The following is a 16,053-nucleotide window of genomic DNA, read 5'->3' as shown; positions in this document are numbered from 1 at the left end:
GCCTTCACCCATGCGCATGAAAGGGGATACTACATGTCCCTTTAAGGTCGGCCGCGGCGGCCCTGCCTGCCGCGGGATCCGGCCCTGCCACGCGGGGCGCGCGGCTCCGGCCCGGCGGCGGCGGCCGTCCAGTGGGCGGGACGAGTCAGCGCGGCGGGCAGTTTCGTGGCGGGGGTGCCCTTGGCGGCGTTGACCTGGGCCTGGGTGAGGAAGACGCAGCCGGTGAGGTCGGCTCCGGACAGGTCGGCGCCCCGCAGGTCGGCGCCGATCAGGTCGGCCAGCCGCAGGTCGGCCCCGCGCAGGTTCGCGCCGATGAGGTAGGCGCCGCGCAGGTTCGCCGCGCGCAGGTCGGCGCCCTTGAGGTTGGCGCCGATCAGGTCGGCGCCGCGGTGCTCCCTGCCCCGCCGACCGGCCCTGACCAGCTCGCTCGTACGCAGCAGCAGCGTGTTGACCTCACCCCGGTGGGCGGCCACGTCGAGCCGCTGCAGGACGCCGGGGCTCTCGCGGGTCAGGCGCTCGGTCTCCTCGTACGCCGCCCGCAGCTCGGGGGCGATCTCCGCGGCGGCGTCGAGGGTCAGCGCCTCGGCGAGGTACCACAACAGCTCGTGGAGCTGCCGCATGACCGGGAACACGGCGAACATCTGCCCGGACGTCTCAGGCGCGGCACGCCAGTCGCGGCCCTCGAAGGTGACCTGGGAGACCTTCTGCCCGGCGCCGAAGCAGTCGAAGACGGTGCAGCCGGGGAAGCCGCGCTCCCGGAGCTGGGCGTGGATGCCGCAACGGAAGTCGTCGCGCAGGTTGACGCAGGGGCGGCCGGCGTCCTTGGCGACGGCGAAGTCGGCGGAGGCGGCGAACGGCAGGGCCACGCAGCACAGGCCGAAACAGCTCTCGCAGTCGGCCAGCAGGCCGAGCTCGCGCGGGGTCCTCTCGGGCAACGCTCTCCTTGTCACGACGGGGTGTGCCCAGGGTACCGGCGAGGTCAGTCCCGCACGTACGGCGTGGTCGTGGTCAGCGGGACGAACCCGAGCCCGAGCAGGATCGGCCGGCTCTGGTCGGAGGCGTCGACCTGGAGGTAGTCGTAGCCGCGCGCGGCGGCCCGCCGGGCCCGCCAGGCGACCAGCGCCCAGTAGAGCCCGCGCCCCCGCCAGCCCGGCACGGTGCCGCCGCCCCACAACCCGGCGAAGCTCGTGCCCGGGGACAGGTCGAGCCGGGCCGCGCTGACCGCCCGCCCGTCCGCCACCGCGAGGACGGGGACCACGGTGTCGTCGGACAGGCGGGCCAGCAGGTGGTCGCGCAGCCGGCTGCCGTCGGCGCCGAAGGCCAGCTCGTGCACCTCGACCAGCGCCCGCACGCCCGCCGCGTCGGTGACCGGCACCAGGCTCACGCCGTCGGGCGGCCGCACCTCGGTGTCGAGGTCGGCGACCCGGGCCACCATCACCGTCTCGGCCGGTTCGGCGGCGAACCCGGCGGCCAGGAGCCGGTCGGCCAGGTCGGCGGGCCGGTCGTGGGCGTACAGCTTCCACTCGAAGCCCAGGCCGAGGTCGCCGAAGAAGCGCACCTGGCGGGCGACGGCCGCGTCGGCGCCGCCCTCGTCGAGGCCGGACCACAGGACGCCGTTCCACGCGTGCGGCGGGCCGACCTGACGGACGACGTCGGCGTCCCGCTCGACCCTGACGTCCGGCCCGTCGGGGCGCGCCTCCCGCCGCATCTGCCGGTCGAACAGCGCCAGCACCTCATCATGATCCATTCCGCCGACCCTACCGCCCGGCCGGGTCACTCGGCGGCCGGCCAGTCGTCGCCCCAGTCGACGTCGCGGGCCAGCCGGTACAGCTCGCCCTGCCGCTTGGAGACAACCACGTCGCGCACGCCCTCCTCGGCGGTGCACAGGCGCAGCGACACCAGGCCCTTGCGCTTCTGCGGATGGCGCAGGACGCGTGCCGCCGCCCGCGGCCACTCCCCCCGCACGGCGGCCACGTAGGAGAACTTCTCGTCCTCGAAGCCGAGGGTGCCCGACTTGACGCGGCGGTGCAGGGTGGTGCGCGGCAGGCGGACGGAGAAGTGACACCAGTCGTGGCCCGGCCGGATCGGGCAGGGGCCGTCGTGCGGGCAGGGGGCGACGACGGTCAGGCCGCACCCGGTCAGCGTCTCCCGGGCGGTGACGATGTTGGCGTACCCGGCGGGGGTGCCGGGCTCGATGACGATCACCATCGTCGCGTCCGCGGCCAGCCAGCGCACGACGTCGGCGTGCCGCTGCGCGGGCAGCTCGTTCAGGGCGTACGACATGGTGACCAGGTCGGCGGCGGGCCGGTCGAGCCCCGGGTCGATCGAGGCGCGCCGCCAGGTGACGTCGCGGACGGGCGCGGTCCTGGCCAGCCGCCGGCCGAGCTCGATGATCTGCGGGTCGTGCTCGACGACGGTGACCCGCTCCAGCGAGGGCCAGACCGGCCCGGCCGCCCAGACCGCCGCGCCGGTGCCGCCGCCCACGTCGAGCTGCGTCCGCGGCGCGAAGCCCGGGGTCATCGCGGCGGCCATGCGCATGGCCGTGCCCGCGGCGGCGTACGTGGCGGGCATGCGGTAGGCGGCGTAGGCCGCGATGTCGGCCGGGGTGCGCAGGTGCGGCGCGGCGGCGGACGGGCCGGTGCGGTAGCGCTCGGTGAGCTGTTCCGTCGCGCGGGACAGGTCGTGCGGCGCGAAGCGGGCCAGGGCCGAGTCCAGGGCGGTCCTGAGCTCGTCGGGAAGCATGGTCATCGTGTGGTCCTGGCGGTCGGGTCGGGGTCGGGGACGGGGCGGGCGACCGCTGCCAGGCGAGGAACGACGCCTCTGACCTGTCCGGCGATGTCGCGACGCAGCGTACCAAGCAGGCGGCGCGCGGCGGCGGCGGAGCTCAGGGCCCGGAGCCCCTGCACCGGTTTCCGGAGGGCGGCCCGTGGCGGCAGCGGAGCTCAGCCCGGGATCGGGGGCCGGAACAGGCGCCAGAACGACTGGGCCGCGGCGGCGTCGCGGCGGCCGCCGCACACCCAGTGCGTGACCACGCCGATGAGCGCCCCGGCCAGGAAGGCGGCGTGCACGTCGGCGGGCACGTCCTCGAACCCCGCCGGGCGGCTGCCGGTGGCGAAGCGGCCGGTCAGCTCCTCGGTGAGCCGCTCGCGCATCCGGGCGGCGAAGCGGGCGCTGCCCTGGCCGCCCAGCATGCGCTCGTACAGGGTGGCGTTGGCGGCCACGTGGTCGAACAGCTCCGCCAGCGGGGCCGGCGGCCGGTCGCGGGGGGCGTCGAGCGGGCACAGGGCGGCCGCCCGCGCCACGGCGGTGACGGCGTCCTCCATGGCGTCGGTGACCAGCGCGTCGACGTCCGGATAGTGCAGGTAGATCGTGGCGCGGTTGACCTCGGCGTGCTGCGCCAGCGCCGACATGGTGATGCTGCCCAGTTCCTGCCGGGCGGCCAGGTCCAGCACGGCGGCCTTGAGACGGGCGCGGGTACGCCGCGCCCGCGGATCATCCGGGTTCACGCCGCCACTATACGACACATGTTGACTAATCGACAGTTGTCGCATAGATTGCCCGTCATGCGAATCGAAGTCTGGGCGGACATGGTCTGCGGATGGGCCCACATCGGGAAGCGGCGGCTGGAGAAGGCCCTCGCCTCCTGGGAGGGCGAGCCGGTCGAGGTGGTCTGGCGGCCGTTCCAGATCGATCCGTCGGCGCCGGCGAAGGCAGAGCCGCTGGCCGAGGTGCTGAACGACCCCATGGTCGAGGAGGCGCTCCAGGTCTGCTCGCCCGGCCTGTCCCCGGCCGACAACCGGGTACGGGTGGCCGGCATCGCCGCCGACGAGGGGCTCGGGCAGCAGTGGGGCGCGGCCTGGCGGCCCAACACGCTGGAGGCGCACCGGCTGATCGCCGTGGCGTACGAGACGGGCGGCGCGGCGCTGCAGTCCGCCGGGGTCGGCCGGGTCCTGTCGGCCCACTTCGTCGAGACCCTCGACATCGGCGACCCGGCCGTGTTGTCGGCGATCGCCGCCGAGACCGGCGTGCCGTGGGACGGCCGGGGCGCCGGCCTGGTGCGCGAGCTGCTGCTCACGGGCAAGGCCAAGGGCGTGCGCACGTCGCCGACCATCGTGGCGGGCGGCCGCGCCCTGGCCGGGGCCCAGCCGCCAGACGTGATCAGGGACTTCCTGGCCGACGCCGCCGCTCACCCGGTCCGGCGGCTGCCCGCCGAGGTGGAGCGCCTGCGCCACGCGGAGTCGCTGCTCGACCAGCGCGACCCGCTCGGCGCGCTCACGCTGCTGCGCCCGCTGCTCGACGAGCACGGCACGGATCGCGGGGTGCGGCTGCTGGCGGCCCGCGCGTACTTCGCCTCGGCCCAGCTCGGCCGGGCGCGTACCACCCTGGAGAGCCTGGTCGCCGAGGCGCCCGACGACTCCTACGCCCGCCACCTCCTCGGCCGTACCCTGCACCGCCAGGGCCGCCCGGAGGAGGCCGCCCCGCACCTGACCCTGGCCGCCGTCATGACCCCCGACTACGCCTGACGCTGAGCCCGTGGCGAACGCGACCTTCTCCCGCACCCCCGCGGGAGTAGGTTGCGGGGATGACGATCGCCTATGACCAGGCCGGGCCCGCGTCGGGCGACGCCGTCGTGCTGGTCCATGCCGGGGTGGCCGATCGGCGCATGTGGGAGCACCAGTTCGCGGCGCTGTCGCGGCGTCATCGGGTGATCCGCTACGACCGGCGCGGCCACGGCGGGTCCGGCGACGCCGAGGGCGAGGTGTGCCACCACGAAGACCTGCTGGAGCTGATGGACACGCTGGAGGTCGGGCGGGCGGCGCTGGTCGGCTGCTCGATGGGCGGCGCGTACGCCATGGAGGCCGCCCTGGCCGCGCCCGGCCGGGTGGCGGCCCTGGCGTTGGTCGGCTCCGGCCTGGCCGGACATCAGTGGCCGCCGGAGATGCTGGCGCAGGCCCGCGAACGCGTGCACACCTCGGTGCCCGCCGACCGGTTGGCCCGCTACCGCGAGGGCGGGGCGACCGGCGTCGATCCGCGTGACGTGCGGGCGATGGCGGAGGCGCACACGGCCTGGCAGGTCGCCGGGCCCGGCCGCAGCCGCGACGCGCTGCCCGGCGCGGTGTGGGAGGCGGCGGTGGAGATGTGTGCCCTGGTGTTCCAGCGGTCCTGGACCGGGCCCAGGTCGTCGGAGCGGTTCCTGTCCCCGCCGGCCGCGGGGCGGCTGCGCGAGGTCGCCGCGCCCACGCTGGTGATCAACGGCTTGTCGGACGTGCCGGGCATCCAGGAGGTGTCGGACATCCTGGCAGCGGACATTCCGGGCGCGCGCCGCCTCGACCTGCCCGAGACCGGCCACCTGGCGCCCCTCGAACGCCCCGAAGAGGTGACGGCGGCGTTGACGTCGTTCTTGGCGGAGGTCTTCCCTACCCCCTGACGCTCCCCTGACCAGCGGCCGTTCAGCGGCCGGGCTCCAGGCGGCCCCAGGTGCGGCCGGTGCGGGCGGTGTCCTCGGTCAGGATCTCCCCGATGGCCGCGGCCAGCAGGTCGCGGTGGCGCGCGGGCAGGCCGGCGGCCAGCGTCTCCAGGCGGGCCGCCACCCCGTCGTGGGCGCGCACCGCGATCTCCGCGCCCGCCGGGGTCAGCTCGATCAGGCAGGCGCGGCGGTCACGCGCGTCGCGCACCCGGGCCACCAGCCCGCGTTTCTCGGCGCGGTCGACGAGCCCGGTCAGGCTCGACTTCTCCAGGTGCAGCGCTCGGGTCAGGCCGGTCATCCCGATGGGCCCGCCGACCAGCAGGCACAGGAGCTGGGCCTGCTGCGGGGTCAGGTCGTGCTCCCTGCTGACCTCGCCGTAGACCTGCTCGACCAGGTGCGCCAGGCGGACGAGCGCCTCGGTGAGGCTCAGACCCGGGGCTTCGGTGGCGACCATGCGACCAGTGTAATTGACAGTAGTTGGCGGTACGAACTAAATTTACTTCGCGACACCAACAGTTCGTACAACAAACTAATGGGTGAGCCTCATGCCCGACTACGGTCACGACCTGCAGTTCAGCGCCAACCTCGTCCCGGCCGCCGGGCAGGCGGACGAGGTCGTGGCCCTCGCCCAGCTCGCCGAGCGCGCCGGGCTGGACCTGGTGACCTTCCAGGACCACCCCTACCAGCCCGCCCTCCTCGACACCTGGACGCTGCTCAGCTTCGTCGCCGCGCGCACCGAGCGCATCCGGCTGGCCGGCAACGTGCACCCGCTGCCGCTGCGCCCGCCGGCCGTGCTCGCCCAGGCGGCGGCCAGTCTCGACCTGCTCAGCCACGGCCGGTTCGAGCTGGCGCTCGGCGCGGGCGGCTACTGGGACGCCATCGAGGCCATGGGCGGCCCCCGGCACACCCCGTCCGAGGCCGTGGCCGCGCTGGAGGAGGGCATCGGGATCATCCGCGCGGTCTGGGACACCGGCACGCGCGGCGGCATCCACCACCGCGGCGAGCACTACCGGGTGGACGGGCTCAAGCGCGGCCCGCGACCGGCCCACGACATCGGGATCTGGCTCGGGGCGTACAAGCCGCGCATGCTCCGGCTCACCGGGCGGCTGGCCGACGGCTGGCTGCCCTCGCTCCCCCGTTTCCAGGACGTCGCCGCCCTGGGCGAGGGCAACGCCGTCATCGACGAGGCCGCGCTGGAGGCCGGGCGGTCCCCGTCCGACGTGCGGCGGCTGCTCAACCTGGGCGGTCCGCTGCCCGCCGCGCAGCTCGCCGAGCTCGCGCTCGTCCACGGGGTGAGCATCTTCATCCTCATGTCCGGCGATCCGCGCGAGATCGAGCGCTTCGCCGCCGAGACCGCCCCGGCCGTACGGGAGCTGGTCGCCGCCGGACGCGGACAGTCGCCGGAACCGGCCAACCACGCCGGGACCCGCGCCGCGATCCAGGTCTGGGACGAGGCCACCAGGCCCACCGCGCCCGACCCCGACCCCGGCCGCCGGTACACCCCGGCGGAGCAGGCCGCCGGGCAGCACCTCGTGGACGTGCACGACCACCTGCGCGCCGAGCTGGCCCAGCTGCGCGACCTCGTCGAGCAGGTGGCCGCGGGCACGATCGACGCGGGCGCGGCCCGTTCGCAGATCGCGACCATGACGATGCGGCAGAACAACTGGACGCTGGGGGCGTACTGCGAGTCGTACTGCAGGCTCGTCACCATGCACCACACCGGGGAGGACAGCATGGTCTTCCCGAAGCTGCGCCGCGCCGAGCCGGGGCTCGCGCCCGTCCTGGACCGGCTGCAGGAGGAGCACGAGGCGATCCACAAGATCATCGAACGGGTGGACCGGACGCTGGTCGCCTTCGTCGGCGAGCCCGGCGGCCTGGGCGACCTGCGCGCCGCCGTCGACCTGCTCAGCGACGCGCTGCTGTCCCACCTGTCGTACGAGGAGCGGGAGCTGGTGCCGCCGCTGTCGAGGCACGGCTTCTAGCGTCGCCTGTTCCAGCGGCCCTGCTTCCGGCGACAGGGTCACCGGGGGCCGTGCCGCCAGGGGCCGGGAAGGCGTGCCGGCGGGCGGCGGCCACGACCGCGAGGGCGGCGAGCGCCACCGGGAGCGCGGTCCACGGCAGCGCGCCCGCCCCCGCGCCCTCCAGCACCAGCCCGCCGGTGAGCGACCCGGCCGCGATGCCCGCGTTGTAGACGGTGGTCTGCATCGACGTGGCCACGTCGGCGTTCTCCGGCCCCGAGGCGATGACCAGCGCGGTCTGCAGCAGCGTCGGCGCTCCCCCGAACGCCGCGCCCCACAACGCGACCGCGCCCAGCAGCACCCCGGCGGACCCGGCGTACAGACCGAGGGCCGTCATGGACGCGGCCACCGCGGCCAGCACCGCCAGCAGGGTCGCCCGCGGGCGCCTGTCGATCACCGCGCCGACCACCCAGATGCCCGCCACCGTGGCCACGCCGAACACCAGCAGCACGGTCCCCGGCCTGCCGAACCCGGCCTGCTCGGCGAACAGCGCCAGGTACGTGTACATCGCCTGGTGCCCCAGCAGCACCAGCGCCGTCACCGACAACACGGTCCTGACGCCGGGCACGACCGCGACCCGCCGCAACGGCACCCGCCGCGCCGCCGGCTCCCCGGGGAAGGGCGGCACCTTCCACAGGACCCAGCCCACCAGGACCACCGCCACCGCCGACAGCGACCCGAACGCCGCCCGCCATCCGACGGCCGCCGCGAGCTGCGTCCCGGCCGGGATGCCCGCGCACAGTGCCACCGTGATCCCGGCCGAGACGATCGCGATGGCACGCCCGCGGCGCTCGGCGGGGACCATGCGGGCGGCGTACCCGACGAGCATGGCCCACAGGATGCCGCCCATCGCCCCCGCGCCCACCCGCGCCGCGAACGTCACCGCGTACGACGACGACACCGCCGTGACCGCGTTGAGCAGCGCGAACCCGAGCAGCGCGGCCACCAGCACCTGCCGCCTGGGCAGCCCGCGCAGCAACGCGGTGAGCGGGATCGCGGCCAGGAAGGAGGCGACCGCGTAGGCGGTCACGAGGAACCCGGCCGTCCCCTCCGGCACGCCGAGGGCGGCAGAGAGCTGCGGCAGCAGGCCCGCCGGAAGGAGTTCTGTCATGACGGCCGTGAACGCCGCCGTGAACAGCGCGAGCAGCCCCGCCCACGGGAGTTTCGCAGGAGACATGCCGCCTATGCTGAAACCTTCACATCAGTGTGAAGGCAAATCCTCCGAGGGAAGCATGAAGATCGGACAGTTGTCCCAGCGTACGGGCGTGCCGACGCGCATGCTGCGTTACTACGAGGAGCAGGACCTGCTGCACCCCGACCGCGCCGTCAACGGCTACCGGGACTATCCCGAGTCGGCGGTGTACCGGGTGCAGCAGATCCGCGGCCTGCTCGACTCCGGGCTCACCACGGAGATCATCCGCCGCATCCTGCCGTTCCTCAACAAGCCCGACGAGATCCACCTGCATCCGGAGTGCCTGACGCCCGAACTGGCCGAGCTGCTGCGGGCGGAGGCGGGCCGCATCCAGCAGCGCATCGACTGCCTGTCCCGCAACCGGGACGCCATCCACGCCTACCTGGCCGCCGTACGGTCCGCGGCGGACGGGGGCGCGCCCTCGGGCTGATCGTTCCGCTGCGAATCCGGTCTGCTGGAATGTGGGCATGGAGACCTTGGCCGACCTTCTCTCGGACGCGGCGGCGGGCCGCCCGCCCGCCCCCGACGGCAGCGTGACCGTCCTCCCCCAGCCGTCGGAGCGCGACGCGGGGATCATCGCCTTCACCGCCCACACGGTGGTCTTCGCCGACGTCGATCCGGCTCGGGTGCACGCCCTGCTGCCCGCCGGCGACCTGTCGGCGCCGCTCATGCCGGCGTTCCTGACGGCGATGGAGGCCGCGACCGGCAGGCGGACCGGCAACCTCGACCTGCTCGCGCTGGCCGCCCCCGCCCCCGGGCCGCCCCCGCTCCCGCTGGAGGAGCTCACCGCCGGCGACCATCCGCGCGTCGTCCGGGCCCGCCGCTACCGGGACGCCGTGCGCGTGTGGGTCACCGCCGACGGCGCCGGCCTGGTCACGCTGGGCCGCGGCGTGGCGGGCCGCTGGGAGGCGGCCGTCGAGGTGGAGCCCGAGCACCGCGGGCGCGGGCTCGGCAGGTCGCTGGCCGCGGCGGCCAGGCACCTGACGCCCGGCCCGCTGTGGGCGCAGATCGCGCCGGGCAACGCCGCGAGCGTACGGGCCTTCCTGGCCGCGGGCTATCTGCCGATGGGGGCCGAGGTGCTGCTCGTTCCGGAGAACGGCTGACTCGGAGGCGTCGCGCGCCCGGCGTGCGCTCGTGCCGGAACGCCGTGCGGAAGGCCCGTGCGCCCTTGCCAGGCCGGGGTTGCCGGTGTCCGGGAGTTTGCTGGTAGGGGGCCCGCTGTTGGGGGAAACCGGGTGTGGCGCTGCGGAGGGCGTCCAAGATCGCTACGTATAGTGATGGCCGATGTCACTTCGTGATTACAGGGGGAGCTCATGAGAGGTAACCTCATCGCCGCCGGCGGTGCACTGCTCGTCGCGGCCGCGGTGTTCAGCATGGCCGGCGTGGCCGCCGCGGACGCCTGGTCCGACGAGAGGCACTGGCACCCGGACAACTGCAGCCTCGGAACGAACGACGACTCCACGTACCACCACGTCACGAAGTACGGCCGGTTCGCCGGCACCCGTGACGCCGACGCCTGCAAGGGCGACGAGCACGGGCACGACGACGATGACGACGGCTGGGGCTGGAAGCACGACCACGGCCGTCACAACTGGCCGGGCAGCGGCAACGGCAACTGGATCGGCCACGGCTACGGCCCCGGCGCGGGGGTCGGCGTCGGGGGCTGACGCCCTCACCCACCTCGATCCCGGCGCCCCCGCGGGGCGCCGGGATCGACGCACGCCCCCGCCCTACCACTCGGAGCGCTGATATCTTCTGCCGTAAAGAGATCGGGCAGAGGAGAGTCGTACTGTGGTCGTCTTCGCCGGGCAGGGGGACGCGCGCCGTTCGATGGCGTTGTTGTGGCGGACCGAGGAGCCGGGCGAGTCGCGTCCCGGTCCCAAGCCGGGCCTGAGCGTGGACCTGATCGTCGACGCCGCCATCGCCGTCGCCGACGCCGAGGGCATGGCCGCGCTGTCCATGCGCAAGGTCGGCGAACGGCTGGGCCGCACCGGCATGGCCCTCTACACCTACGTCCCCAGCAAGGGCGAGCTGGTGGACCTCATGTACGACAAGGCCCTGGGCGAGCTGCCCACCGCCCACGACCTGGCCGGGGGCTGGCGGGCGGCGGTCACCGCGTGGGCCGGGCACCTGTGGCACTTCTACCAGCGCCATCCCTGGGTGCTCCAGGTGTCGCAGGCCCGTCCGGTGCTGGGTCCCAACGAGTTCGCGCTGCTGGAGAGCCTGGTCGCGATCCTGCGTGAGACCGGCCTGCGCCCGCCCGCGCTGCGCGGCGTGGTGTCGCTGCTGTTCGACTTCGTCCGCGGCGCGGCCCGGACGGTCGCCGAGTCCCGGCAGGCCCCGTCGGCCACCGGCGTGTCGGACGAGGAGTGGTGGCACACCCGTTCCCAGCTGCTGGAGGAGGTCGCGCCGGGCTTCGCGGCCCGCTTCCCCATGGTGGCCTGGATCGAGAGCGAGGGCAGCGTCCCCGGCGAGGGCGAGCCGTACCTGGAACACCAGGTGAACGAGGCGTTCACGGTCGGGCTCACCGTGCTGCTCGACGGCGTGCAGGCCGCCGTCGAGCGGACCGGCCCGCACGCCGGGCCGGTCAGCGCCCCTTGAGGAAGGACGCCCAGGCTTCCAGGCCCGGCCCGGGGTCGGCGCGGCCCACGCCGAGGCGGAACCGGTCGTCCGGCGTGGACGTGAGCTCCGAGCGGTAGACGCCCGCGGGCAGCAGCAGCACGCCGGCCTGTTCGACCAGCTCGGCGCAGAACGCCTCGACGCCGTCCGGCCCCAGGTAGCGGGGGAAGGTGACGCAGCCGCCGTCGGGCGCCCGCCACTCGAACAGGTCGCCGAACTCGCCGAAGAACGCCTCGAAGCGCGGCAGGTTGGCGGCGATGATCCCGCGGTTGCGCTCCAGGATGCGGTCCCGTGCCTTGATCGCGATGCGGGCGAGGAGCTCGCTGGGCGCGGAGTTGCAGATGGTCGTGTAGTGCTTGGCGCGTTCGAGGCGGGCGCGCAGCTCGCGGTCGCGGCAGGCGATCCAGCCGATGCGCAGGCCTGGCATGCCGAGGGACTTGGAGGTGACGTTCAGCGAGAGCGCCCCCGGTGACAGGTCGGCGGCCTGCGGCAGCGTACGGGCGGGGTCGAGCTCCAGGCCGCGGTAGACCTCGTCGCTGAACAGGTGGATGCCGCGCTCCTCGCACAGCGCGGCCAGCCGGGCGAGGTCGGCCGCGCCGATGACCTTGCCCGTCGGGTTGTTGGGGAAGTTGACCGACACCACGCGGGTGTTCGGCCGGATCGCGGCCTCCACGGCGTCGAGGTCGAGCGCCCAGTCGCGGGCCGGGTCGAGCGCGACGCCGGTGACCTCGCACAACGCCATCGGCACCGTCTCGGCGGACTGGTAGCACGGCGTGACCACCACGGCGTGGTCGCCGGGGCCGAGCAGCACCTGCATGGCCAGGTACAGGGCTTCCTGGGCGCCCGCGAAGACGACCACGTCGTCCGCGCCGACGCGCTCGTAGGTGTCCGCGACGGCCTGACGCAGCCCCGGGTCGCCGAAGGTCTCGGTGTAGCCGAGGGACAGCGTCTCCCAGGCGTGCCTGTCGTCGTCGCCGGCCAGGGCGAGCAACTCGGCCATGGTCATGGTCTGCGCGTCGGAGGCGGCCAGGTGGTGGCGGGCGGTGAACTCCCAGCGGGAGAAGTAGACCTCCAGCCGGAAGTCGGGAAGCGGGGTCACGGTCGGCTCCTCCTGAGCTCGGCGAGCAGGGCGTAGAGGGTGGAGCGGGACGTCCGCAACGCCCCCGCGACGACGGACGGCGCCCGCCGGACGGTGAAGACCCCGGCCTGGTCCAGCTCGGCCAGCACGGCGAGGCGATCCTCGCGGGTCAGCCGCTCCACCGGCCGGCCGTGCTCGCGGACGTAGGCGCCGACGATCTGCTGCACGCGCTCGGTCCAGTCCTGCTCGAACAGCGCCTCCGGACGCGGCGCCGACGGCGCGGCGAACGCGGCCAGCAGCGCCGCGGCCTGCTCCAGCGGGGTGCGGTCGAGGTTCACGCAGAGCACGGCGGACGGCTCGCCGCCGGGGTCGCGCAGCACGGCGCTCACCGACGACAGCCGCCGCCCGTCGGCCAGCAGCTTCTCGTAGGGCCCGTAGACGCCGTTGGGCGAGGGGTCGAGCCGGTCGAGCTCGCCGAGCAGCGACGGGGCGCCGGGGCCGCGCCCGGACATCGGGTTCCACACGCCCAGGACCCGGTCGCCGCGGACGTCGTGCAGGACCACCTCGGCGTACGGGGCCAGCAGCGCGGCCACCGCCTCGCACACCGGCGACCACAGCCGCACGCGCTCATCCGTGTTCGTCACGCCCGGATGTTATGTCCAATTCGGACGCTTTGTCCAACCAGGTGCGTTCCCCGAACTCAGGCGTGCGCGCCCACCGTGACCGGGCCGAGGGTCAGGCGCGGCCTGCCCTCCAGGATCTCCCCCACCCGTTCCACCTGCTCGTCGAGCTCGCCGCGCTGGGCGGCGGTCAGGCCGGACAGCAGTTCGACCGTGACGTCGATCCGGCTGCCGGAGCGCCGCTGGTGCCAGACCCCGCGCACCTCGCCGTCCACCAGCAGCACGGGGAAGGTGCCCGCCTGCCCGCCGGACAACGCCCGCTGCCAGGCCGGGCCGGGGTAGAGCAGCTCGCGCGGCCGGCCCGCGATCAGGTAGGCGTCGAAGTACGGCAGCAGGCGCACGCCGCGCGGCGGCCCGTCCGGCACCGTCGTGTCCCCCGCCAGCACCCGGGCCGGACGCCCGTCGAACGACACCTCCTCGGTCTCCACCGTCGCGAACGCCTCGGCCGCCCACCGCACCGTCGCGCCGACCCACTGGGCGAACTGCGCCGGAGTGGCCGGCCCGTACGCGGCCAGGTAGGCCCTGACCAGGCCGGCCCGAGCGTCCGGCGGCACGGGCGCGGCCGGCGCGGCGCGGTAGGTGACCTTGCGCCCTCTGACCGGCCCGAACACGAACGCCCCGCGGTGCGCCGCGGTGTGCATCGCCTGCCGCCAGCGCGGCCACATGCCCTGGAAGGCGGGCATGACCAGGTCGCCCGCCCACGGCCCGGTGGCCGCCACGACCGCGTCGCTCAGCTCGTCGATCGTCATGTCGGCCCCGGCCAGCACGTCGCGGACGGCCTGGACGACCTGGTCGGTCTGCTCCGCCGTCAGCCGGACGCCCTCGGCCCCGCCGGGGCCCGGGGGCAGCGACGACAGGGCGCCCAGCCACATGGGCAGGTCGTCCGCCGGCAGCAGGTGCACGGTTCCGCGCGGCCCGTGCGTCTTGACCAGGGTCCCCTCGTCCCACAACGCCTCGCGTACGTGGGAGCGGGTGACGCCGTCGAGCCGCAGGCCGATCGAGAGCTCGGCCGCCGACATGACCTGGGCGTGCGCCCCGCACATGGCGGCCACGACGGCGGCCTGGCCCTTGTCGGCGGCGGGGGCGGCCAGGTGCGCCCGCTCCAGACGGCGCGCGCTGACCTGCGGCCACGACAGTTCGATCACGAATTCCTCCTCGGTGCGTTCGCCCTCACCGTAGAGGGACAGGCGGAAAGGTTCGTTCCGCTACGGCGGCCGTCACCCCGGCGATCCGCCCACGGTGCCGGTGCGGGGGCCGGTCAGCTGAGATCGCCGGCCTTGCCGAGCAGGTAGCGCTGCTCGACCTGGTTCGCGGTCAGGCCGGCGGCCTGCCGGTAGAGCGCGGCGGCCCGCGCGGTGTCGCCGGTCATCTGGAGCAGGTGGGCGCGGACGGCGTGCTCCCGTTGCCTGGTGAGCGGGTGCCGGTCCAGGTGGTGGCGGCGGTTGAGGTCGTCCAGGAGCGCCAGGCCGCGGGCCGGTCCGTAGGCGTGGGCCACCGCCACCACCCGGCTGAGCTGGACCGGCGCGGTGGGGGTGAGCCGTTCGAGCCACAGGTACAGCATGGCGATCTGGGCCCAGTCGGTCCGGTCGGGCGCGGCGGCCGCGGAGTGCACGGCGGCGATCGCGGCCTGGAGCTGGTAGGGGCCCGTCCGGCCGCGGTTCCAGACGCCGTCGATGAGCGCGGTGCCCTCGTCGATCGCGTCGCGGTCCCACCGGGTGCGGTCCTGCTCGTCCAGGGGGACCAGGTCGCCGCCGTCCGTACGGGCCGCGCGCCTGGACTCGGTGAGCAGCATCAGCGCCAGCAGGCCGGTCACCTCGGCGTCGTCGCCGAGCGTGGCGTGCAGCATGCGGGTCAGCCGGATGGCCTCGCGGGTCAGGTCGACCCGAGCGAGCCGGTCGCCGGCGGTGGCGGTGTAGCCCTCGTTGAAGATCAGATAGAGCACCCGCATCACAGCGCTCATGCGGCTGTCGCGGTCGGCGTCGGTGGGCGGTGTGAAGCGGGCTCCGGCGCGGGCCAGCCGTTGTTTGGCGCGGCTGATCCGGGCGCCCATGGTGGGCTCGGTCGTGCCGTGGGCGTGCGCGATCTCGGCGGTGGTCAGGCCGCCGACCGCACGCAGCGTGAGCGCCACCTGGGAGGTGGGGTCGAGCGCGGGATGGCAGCACAGCAGCAGCAGGGTCAGGCTGTCGTCGCTCTCGGCCGCGGGGTCTGCCCGGTGCCCGGGTTCCCGCATGGCCAGGTCGGCCACTCCGGCCCGCAGCTCGCGGCGGTGGCGGGCCTGGTCGGAGCGGAGCAGGTCCACCATGCGCCGGTATCCGACGCGGATCAGCCAGCTGCGCGGGTTCTCCGGCACGCCCTCGACCGGCCAGGTACGCCCGGCGGTCAGCAGCGCCTCCTGCACCGCGTCCTCGGCGATGTCGAACCGGCCGAAGCGGCGGACCAGCGCGCCGAGCACCTGCGGCGCCTCCGTGCGCAGCAGGTGCTCCAGCTCGCGGTTCACGCCCCGAAGTCCGCACCCATGATCGGGCGGATCTCGATCGGTTCGCCGAGCGCCTCGACGATGCGCGCGGCGATCTCGACGGCCCGCTCCTTGCCGGTCACGTCGATCACGGCGAAGCTGGCCAGGACCTCCTTGAGCTCGGCGAAGGGACCGTCGGTGGCGACCACCTCGTCACCGTCGCGGTGGACGGTGGTGCTGACCGCCGGGTGTCCCAGGCCCTCGCTGCCGACGAACTCGCCGGAGGCGATCAGCTCCTGCTCCAGCTTCTGGTAGGTCGCGAAGGCGGCCAGCGCCTCCTCGGAGGGGACATCGGCGGTGGCGGCGTCCCACGCGGCGGCCGGGGTGTAGCCGAGCAGCAGGTATTTCATGGTGAATCCCTCGATCGTGGCAGCCGATTCTACGTTCGCCTCAGGCGGCGCGCCGCAGCGACACCGCGAGGACGGTCGTCCAGGTGAAGGCGACCAGGCCGTTCACGGCGATCTGGACGCTCATGCGGTCGGGC

At 74.5% G+C, this 16,053-nt stretch carries 18 protein-coding genes; 7 read left to right on the top strand and 11 right to left on the bottom strand.

Annotated elements, in window-relative coordinates; genetic code table 11:
- Positions 1 to 41: 41 nt before the first annotated feature.
- From ACWCSD_RS30130 to ACWCSD_RS30115, 4 genes are all read right to left on the bottom strand, one after another.
- Positions 42 to 935 (bottom strand): pentapeptide repeat-containing protein, encoded by an 894-nt coding sequence (locus ACWCSD_RS30130; protein WP_449919831.1) that lies wholly within the window; start codon positions 933 to 935, stop codon positions 42 to 44.
- A gap of 44 nt (positions 936 to 979) precedes the next feature.
- Positions 980 to 1,747 carry a GNAT family N-acetyltransferase gene (locus tag ACWCSD_RS30125; protein WP_449919829.1) on the bottom strand — a complete coding sequence of 256 codons (768 nt, stop codon included), beginning with the start codon at positions 1,745 to 1,747 and terminating at the stop codon, positions 980 to 982.
- A 26-nt stretch (positions 1,748 to 1,773) separates the two neighbouring features.
- A complete protein-coding gene (locus ACWCSD_RS30120) occupies positions 1,774 to 2,748 on the bottom strand; it encodes a small ribosomal subunit Rsm22 family protein (protein ID WP_449919826.1) in 975 nt (324 codons plus the stop codon).
- Between the two features lie 194 nt (positions 2,749 to 2,942).
- Positions 2,943 to 3,506, bottom strand: coding sequence for a TetR/AcrR family transcriptional regulator (locus ACWCSD_RS30115; RefSeq protein WP_449919823.1), 564 nt, complete (start codon positions 3,504 to 3,506; stop codon positions 2,943 to 2,945).
- Between the two features lie 57 nt (positions 3,507 to 3,563).
- Between ACWCSD_RS30115 and ACWCSD_RS30110 the strand changes: the two genes are divergently transcribed.
- Both ACWCSD_RS30110 and ACWCSD_RS30105 read left to right on the top strand, forming a co-directional pair.
- The gene (locus ACWCSD_RS30110) at positions 3,564 to 4,523 is read left to right on the top strand and encodes a DsbA family protein (RefSeq protein ID WP_449919820.1); all 960 of its coding nucleotides are present in this window, start codon (positions 3,564 to 3,566) and stop codon (positions 4,521 to 4,523) included.
- Positions 4,524 to 4,582: 59 nt separating this feature from the next.
- Positions 4,583 to 5,428 carry an alpha/beta fold hydrolase gene (locus ACWCSD_RS30105; RefSeq protein ID WP_449919817.1) on the top strand — a complete coding sequence of 282 codons (846 nt, stop codon included), beginning with the start codon at positions 4,583 to 4,585 and terminating at the stop codon, positions 5,426 to 5,428.
- Positions 5,429 to 5,450: 22 nt separating this feature from the next.
- Here the strand turns inward: ACWCSD_RS30105 and ACWCSD_RS30100 are convergent, their stop codons facing one another.
- Positions 5,451 to 5,921, bottom strand: a complete 471-nt coding sequence (locus tag ACWCSD_RS30100; protein WP_387674067.1) for a MarR family winged helix-turn-helix transcriptional regulator — start codon at positions 5,919 to 5,921, stop codon at positions 5,451 to 5,453.
- Between the two features lie 91 nt (positions 5,922 to 6,012).
- Here ACWCSD_RS30100 and ACWCSD_RS30095 point away from each other — a divergent pair, with 91 nt between their 5' ends.
- Positions 6,013 to 7,449 carry an LLM class flavin-dependent oxidoreductase gene (locus tag ACWCSD_RS30095; protein ID WP_449919814.1) on the top strand — a complete coding sequence of 479 codons (1,437 nt, stop codon included), beginning with the start codon at positions 6,013 to 6,015 and terminating at the stop codon, positions 7,447 to 7,449.
- On the opposite strand, the gene ACWCSD_RS30090 is transcribed toward ACWCSD_RS30095, so the two are convergent.
- On the bottom strand, positions 7,373 to 8,662 hold the full coding sequence (locus ACWCSD_RS30090; RefSeq protein ID WP_449919811.1) for an MFS transporter: 1,290 nt from the start codon (positions 8,660 to 8,662) through the stop codon (positions 7,373 to 7,375). The two genes, ACWCSD_RS30095 and ACWCSD_RS30090, sit on opposite strands and share 77 nt — an antisense overlap.
- A gap of 55 nt (positions 8,663 to 8,717) precedes the next feature.
- Between ACWCSD_RS30090 and ACWCSD_RS30085 the strand changes: the two genes are divergently transcribed.
- From ACWCSD_RS30085 to ACWCSD_RS30070, 4 genes are all read left to right on the top strand, one after another.
- The gene (locus tag ACWCSD_RS30085) at positions 8,718 to 9,107 is read left to right on the top strand and encodes a MerR family transcriptional regulator (RefSeq protein ID WP_397158431.1); all 390 of its coding nucleotides are present in this window, start codon (positions 8,718 to 8,720) and stop codon (positions 9,105 to 9,107) included.
- Positions 9,108 to 9,144: 37 nt separating this feature from the next.
- Entirely contained in the window at positions 9,145 to 9,780 is a 636-nt protein-coding gene (locus ACWCSD_RS30080) for a GNAT family N-acetyltransferase (protein ID WP_397158433.1), read from the top strand.
- A gap of 210 nt (positions 9,781 to 9,990) precedes the next feature.
- The gene (locus tag ACWCSD_RS30075; RefSeq protein WP_397158435.1) at positions 9,991 to 10,344 is read left to right on the top strand and encodes a hypothetical protein; all 354 of its coding nucleotides are present in this window, start codon (positions 9,991 to 9,993) and stop codon (positions 10,342 to 10,344) included.
- A gap of 124 nt (positions 10,345 to 10,468) precedes the next feature.
- Complete coding sequence (locus ACWCSD_RS30070) at positions 10,469 to 11,278, top strand: TetR/AcrR family transcriptional regulator C-terminal domain-containing protein (protein WP_397158437.1); 810 nt, start codon at positions 10,469 to 10,471, stop codon at positions 11,276 to 11,278.
- Here ACWCSD_RS30070 and ACWCSD_RS30065 read toward each other — a convergent pair.
- The 5 genes from ACWCSD_RS30065 to ACWCSD_RS30045 form a co-directional block, all read right to left on the bottom strand.
- A complete protein-coding gene (locus tag ACWCSD_RS30065; protein WP_397158439.1) occupies positions 11,265 to 12,395 on the bottom strand; it encodes an aminotransferase class I/II-fold pyridoxal phosphate-dependent enzyme in 1,131 nt (376 codons plus the stop codon). The genes ACWCSD_RS30070 and ACWCSD_RS30065 overlap by 14 nt on opposite strands.
- Positions 12,392 to 13,018: a transcriptional regulator gene (locus ACWCSD_RS30060; RefSeq protein WP_397158441.1), complete on the bottom strand. Its 627-nt coding sequence runs from the start codon at positions 13,016 to 13,018 to the stop codon at positions 12,392 to 12,394. The genes ACWCSD_RS30065 and ACWCSD_RS30060 overlap by 4 nt, the downstream gene beginning before the upstream one ends.
- A gap of 56 nt (positions 13,019 to 13,074) precedes the next feature.
- Complete coding sequence (locus ACWCSD_RS30055; RefSeq protein ID WP_449919806.1) at positions 13,075 to 14,199, bottom strand: winged helix DNA-binding domain-containing protein; 1,125 nt, start codon at positions 14,197 to 14,199, stop codon at positions 13,075 to 13,077.
- Between the two features lie 113 nt (positions 14,200 to 14,312).
- The gene (locus ACWCSD_RS30050) at positions 14,313 to 15,551 is read right to left on the bottom strand and encodes an RNA polymerase sigma factor (RefSeq protein WP_449919804.1); all 1,239 of its coding nucleotides are present in this window, start codon (positions 15,549 to 15,551) and stop codon (positions 14,313 to 14,315) included.
- A complete protein-coding gene (locus tag ACWCSD_RS30045) occupies positions 15,548 to 15,919 on the bottom strand; it encodes a YciI family protein (protein WP_397158447.1) in 372 nt (123 codons plus the stop codon). The genes ACWCSD_RS30050 and ACWCSD_RS30045 overlap by 4 nt, the downstream gene beginning before the upstream one ends.
- Between the last annotated feature and the right edge of the window lie 134 nt (positions 15,920 to 16,053).

The organism is Nonomuraea sp. NPDC001684 (assembly GCF_053596515.1).
The sequence above is the reverse complement of the archived record's forward strand: the minus strand, read 5'-3'. Positions and strand labels throughout refer to the sequence as shown.

What these genes read in the sequence shown, in the direction of transcription:
- ACWCSD_RS30125 (WP_449919829.1), bottom strand. Translation starts at nt 1,747, where the DNA reads ATGGATCATGATGAGGTGCTGGCGCTGTTCGACCGGCAGATGCGGCGG.
- ACWCSD_RS30120 (WP_449919826.1), bottom strand. Translation starts at nt 2,748, where the DNA reads ATGACCATGCTTCCCGACGAGCTCAGGACCGCCCTGGACTCGGCCCTG.
- ACWCSD_RS30110 (WP_449919820.1), top strand. Translation starts at nt 3,564, where the DNA reads ATGCGAATCGAAGTCTGGGCGGACATGGTCTGCGGATGGGCCCACATC.
- ACWCSD_RS30105 (WP_449919817.1), top strand. Translation starts at nt 4,583, where the DNA reads ATGACGATCGCCTATGACCAGGCCGGGCCCGCGTCGGGCGACGCCGTC.
- ACWCSD_RS30100 (WP_387674067.1), bottom strand. Translation starts at nt 5,921, where the DNA reads ATGGTCGCCACCGAAGCCCCGGGTCTGAGCCTCACCGAGGCGCTCGTC.
- ACWCSD_RS30095 (WP_449919814.1), top strand. Translation starts at nt 6,013, where the DNA reads ATGCCCGACTACGGTCACGACCTGCAGTTCAGCGCCAACCTCGTCCCG.
- ACWCSD_RS30090 (WP_449919811.1), bottom strand. Translation starts at nt 8,662, where the DNA reads ATGTCTCCTGCGAAACTCCCGTGGGCGGGGCTGCTCGCGCTGTTCACG.
- ACWCSD_RS30085 (WP_397158431.1), top strand. Translation starts at nt 8,718, where the DNA reads ATGAAGATCGGACAGTTGTCCCAGCGTACGGGCGTGCCGACGCGCATG.
- ACWCSD_RS30080 (WP_397158433.1), top strand. Translation starts at nt 9,145, where the DNA reads ATGGAGACCTTGGCCGACCTTCTCTCGGACGCGGCGGCGGGCCGCCCG.
- ACWCSD_RS30075 (WP_397158435.1), top strand. Translation starts at nt 9,991, where the DNA reads ATGAGAGGTAACCTCATCGCCGCCGGCGGTGCACTGCTCGTCGCGGCC.
- ACWCSD_RS30045 (WP_397158447.1), bottom strand. Translation starts at nt 15,919, where the DNA reads ATGAAATACCTGCTGCTCGGCTACACCCCGGCCGCCGCGTGGGACGCC.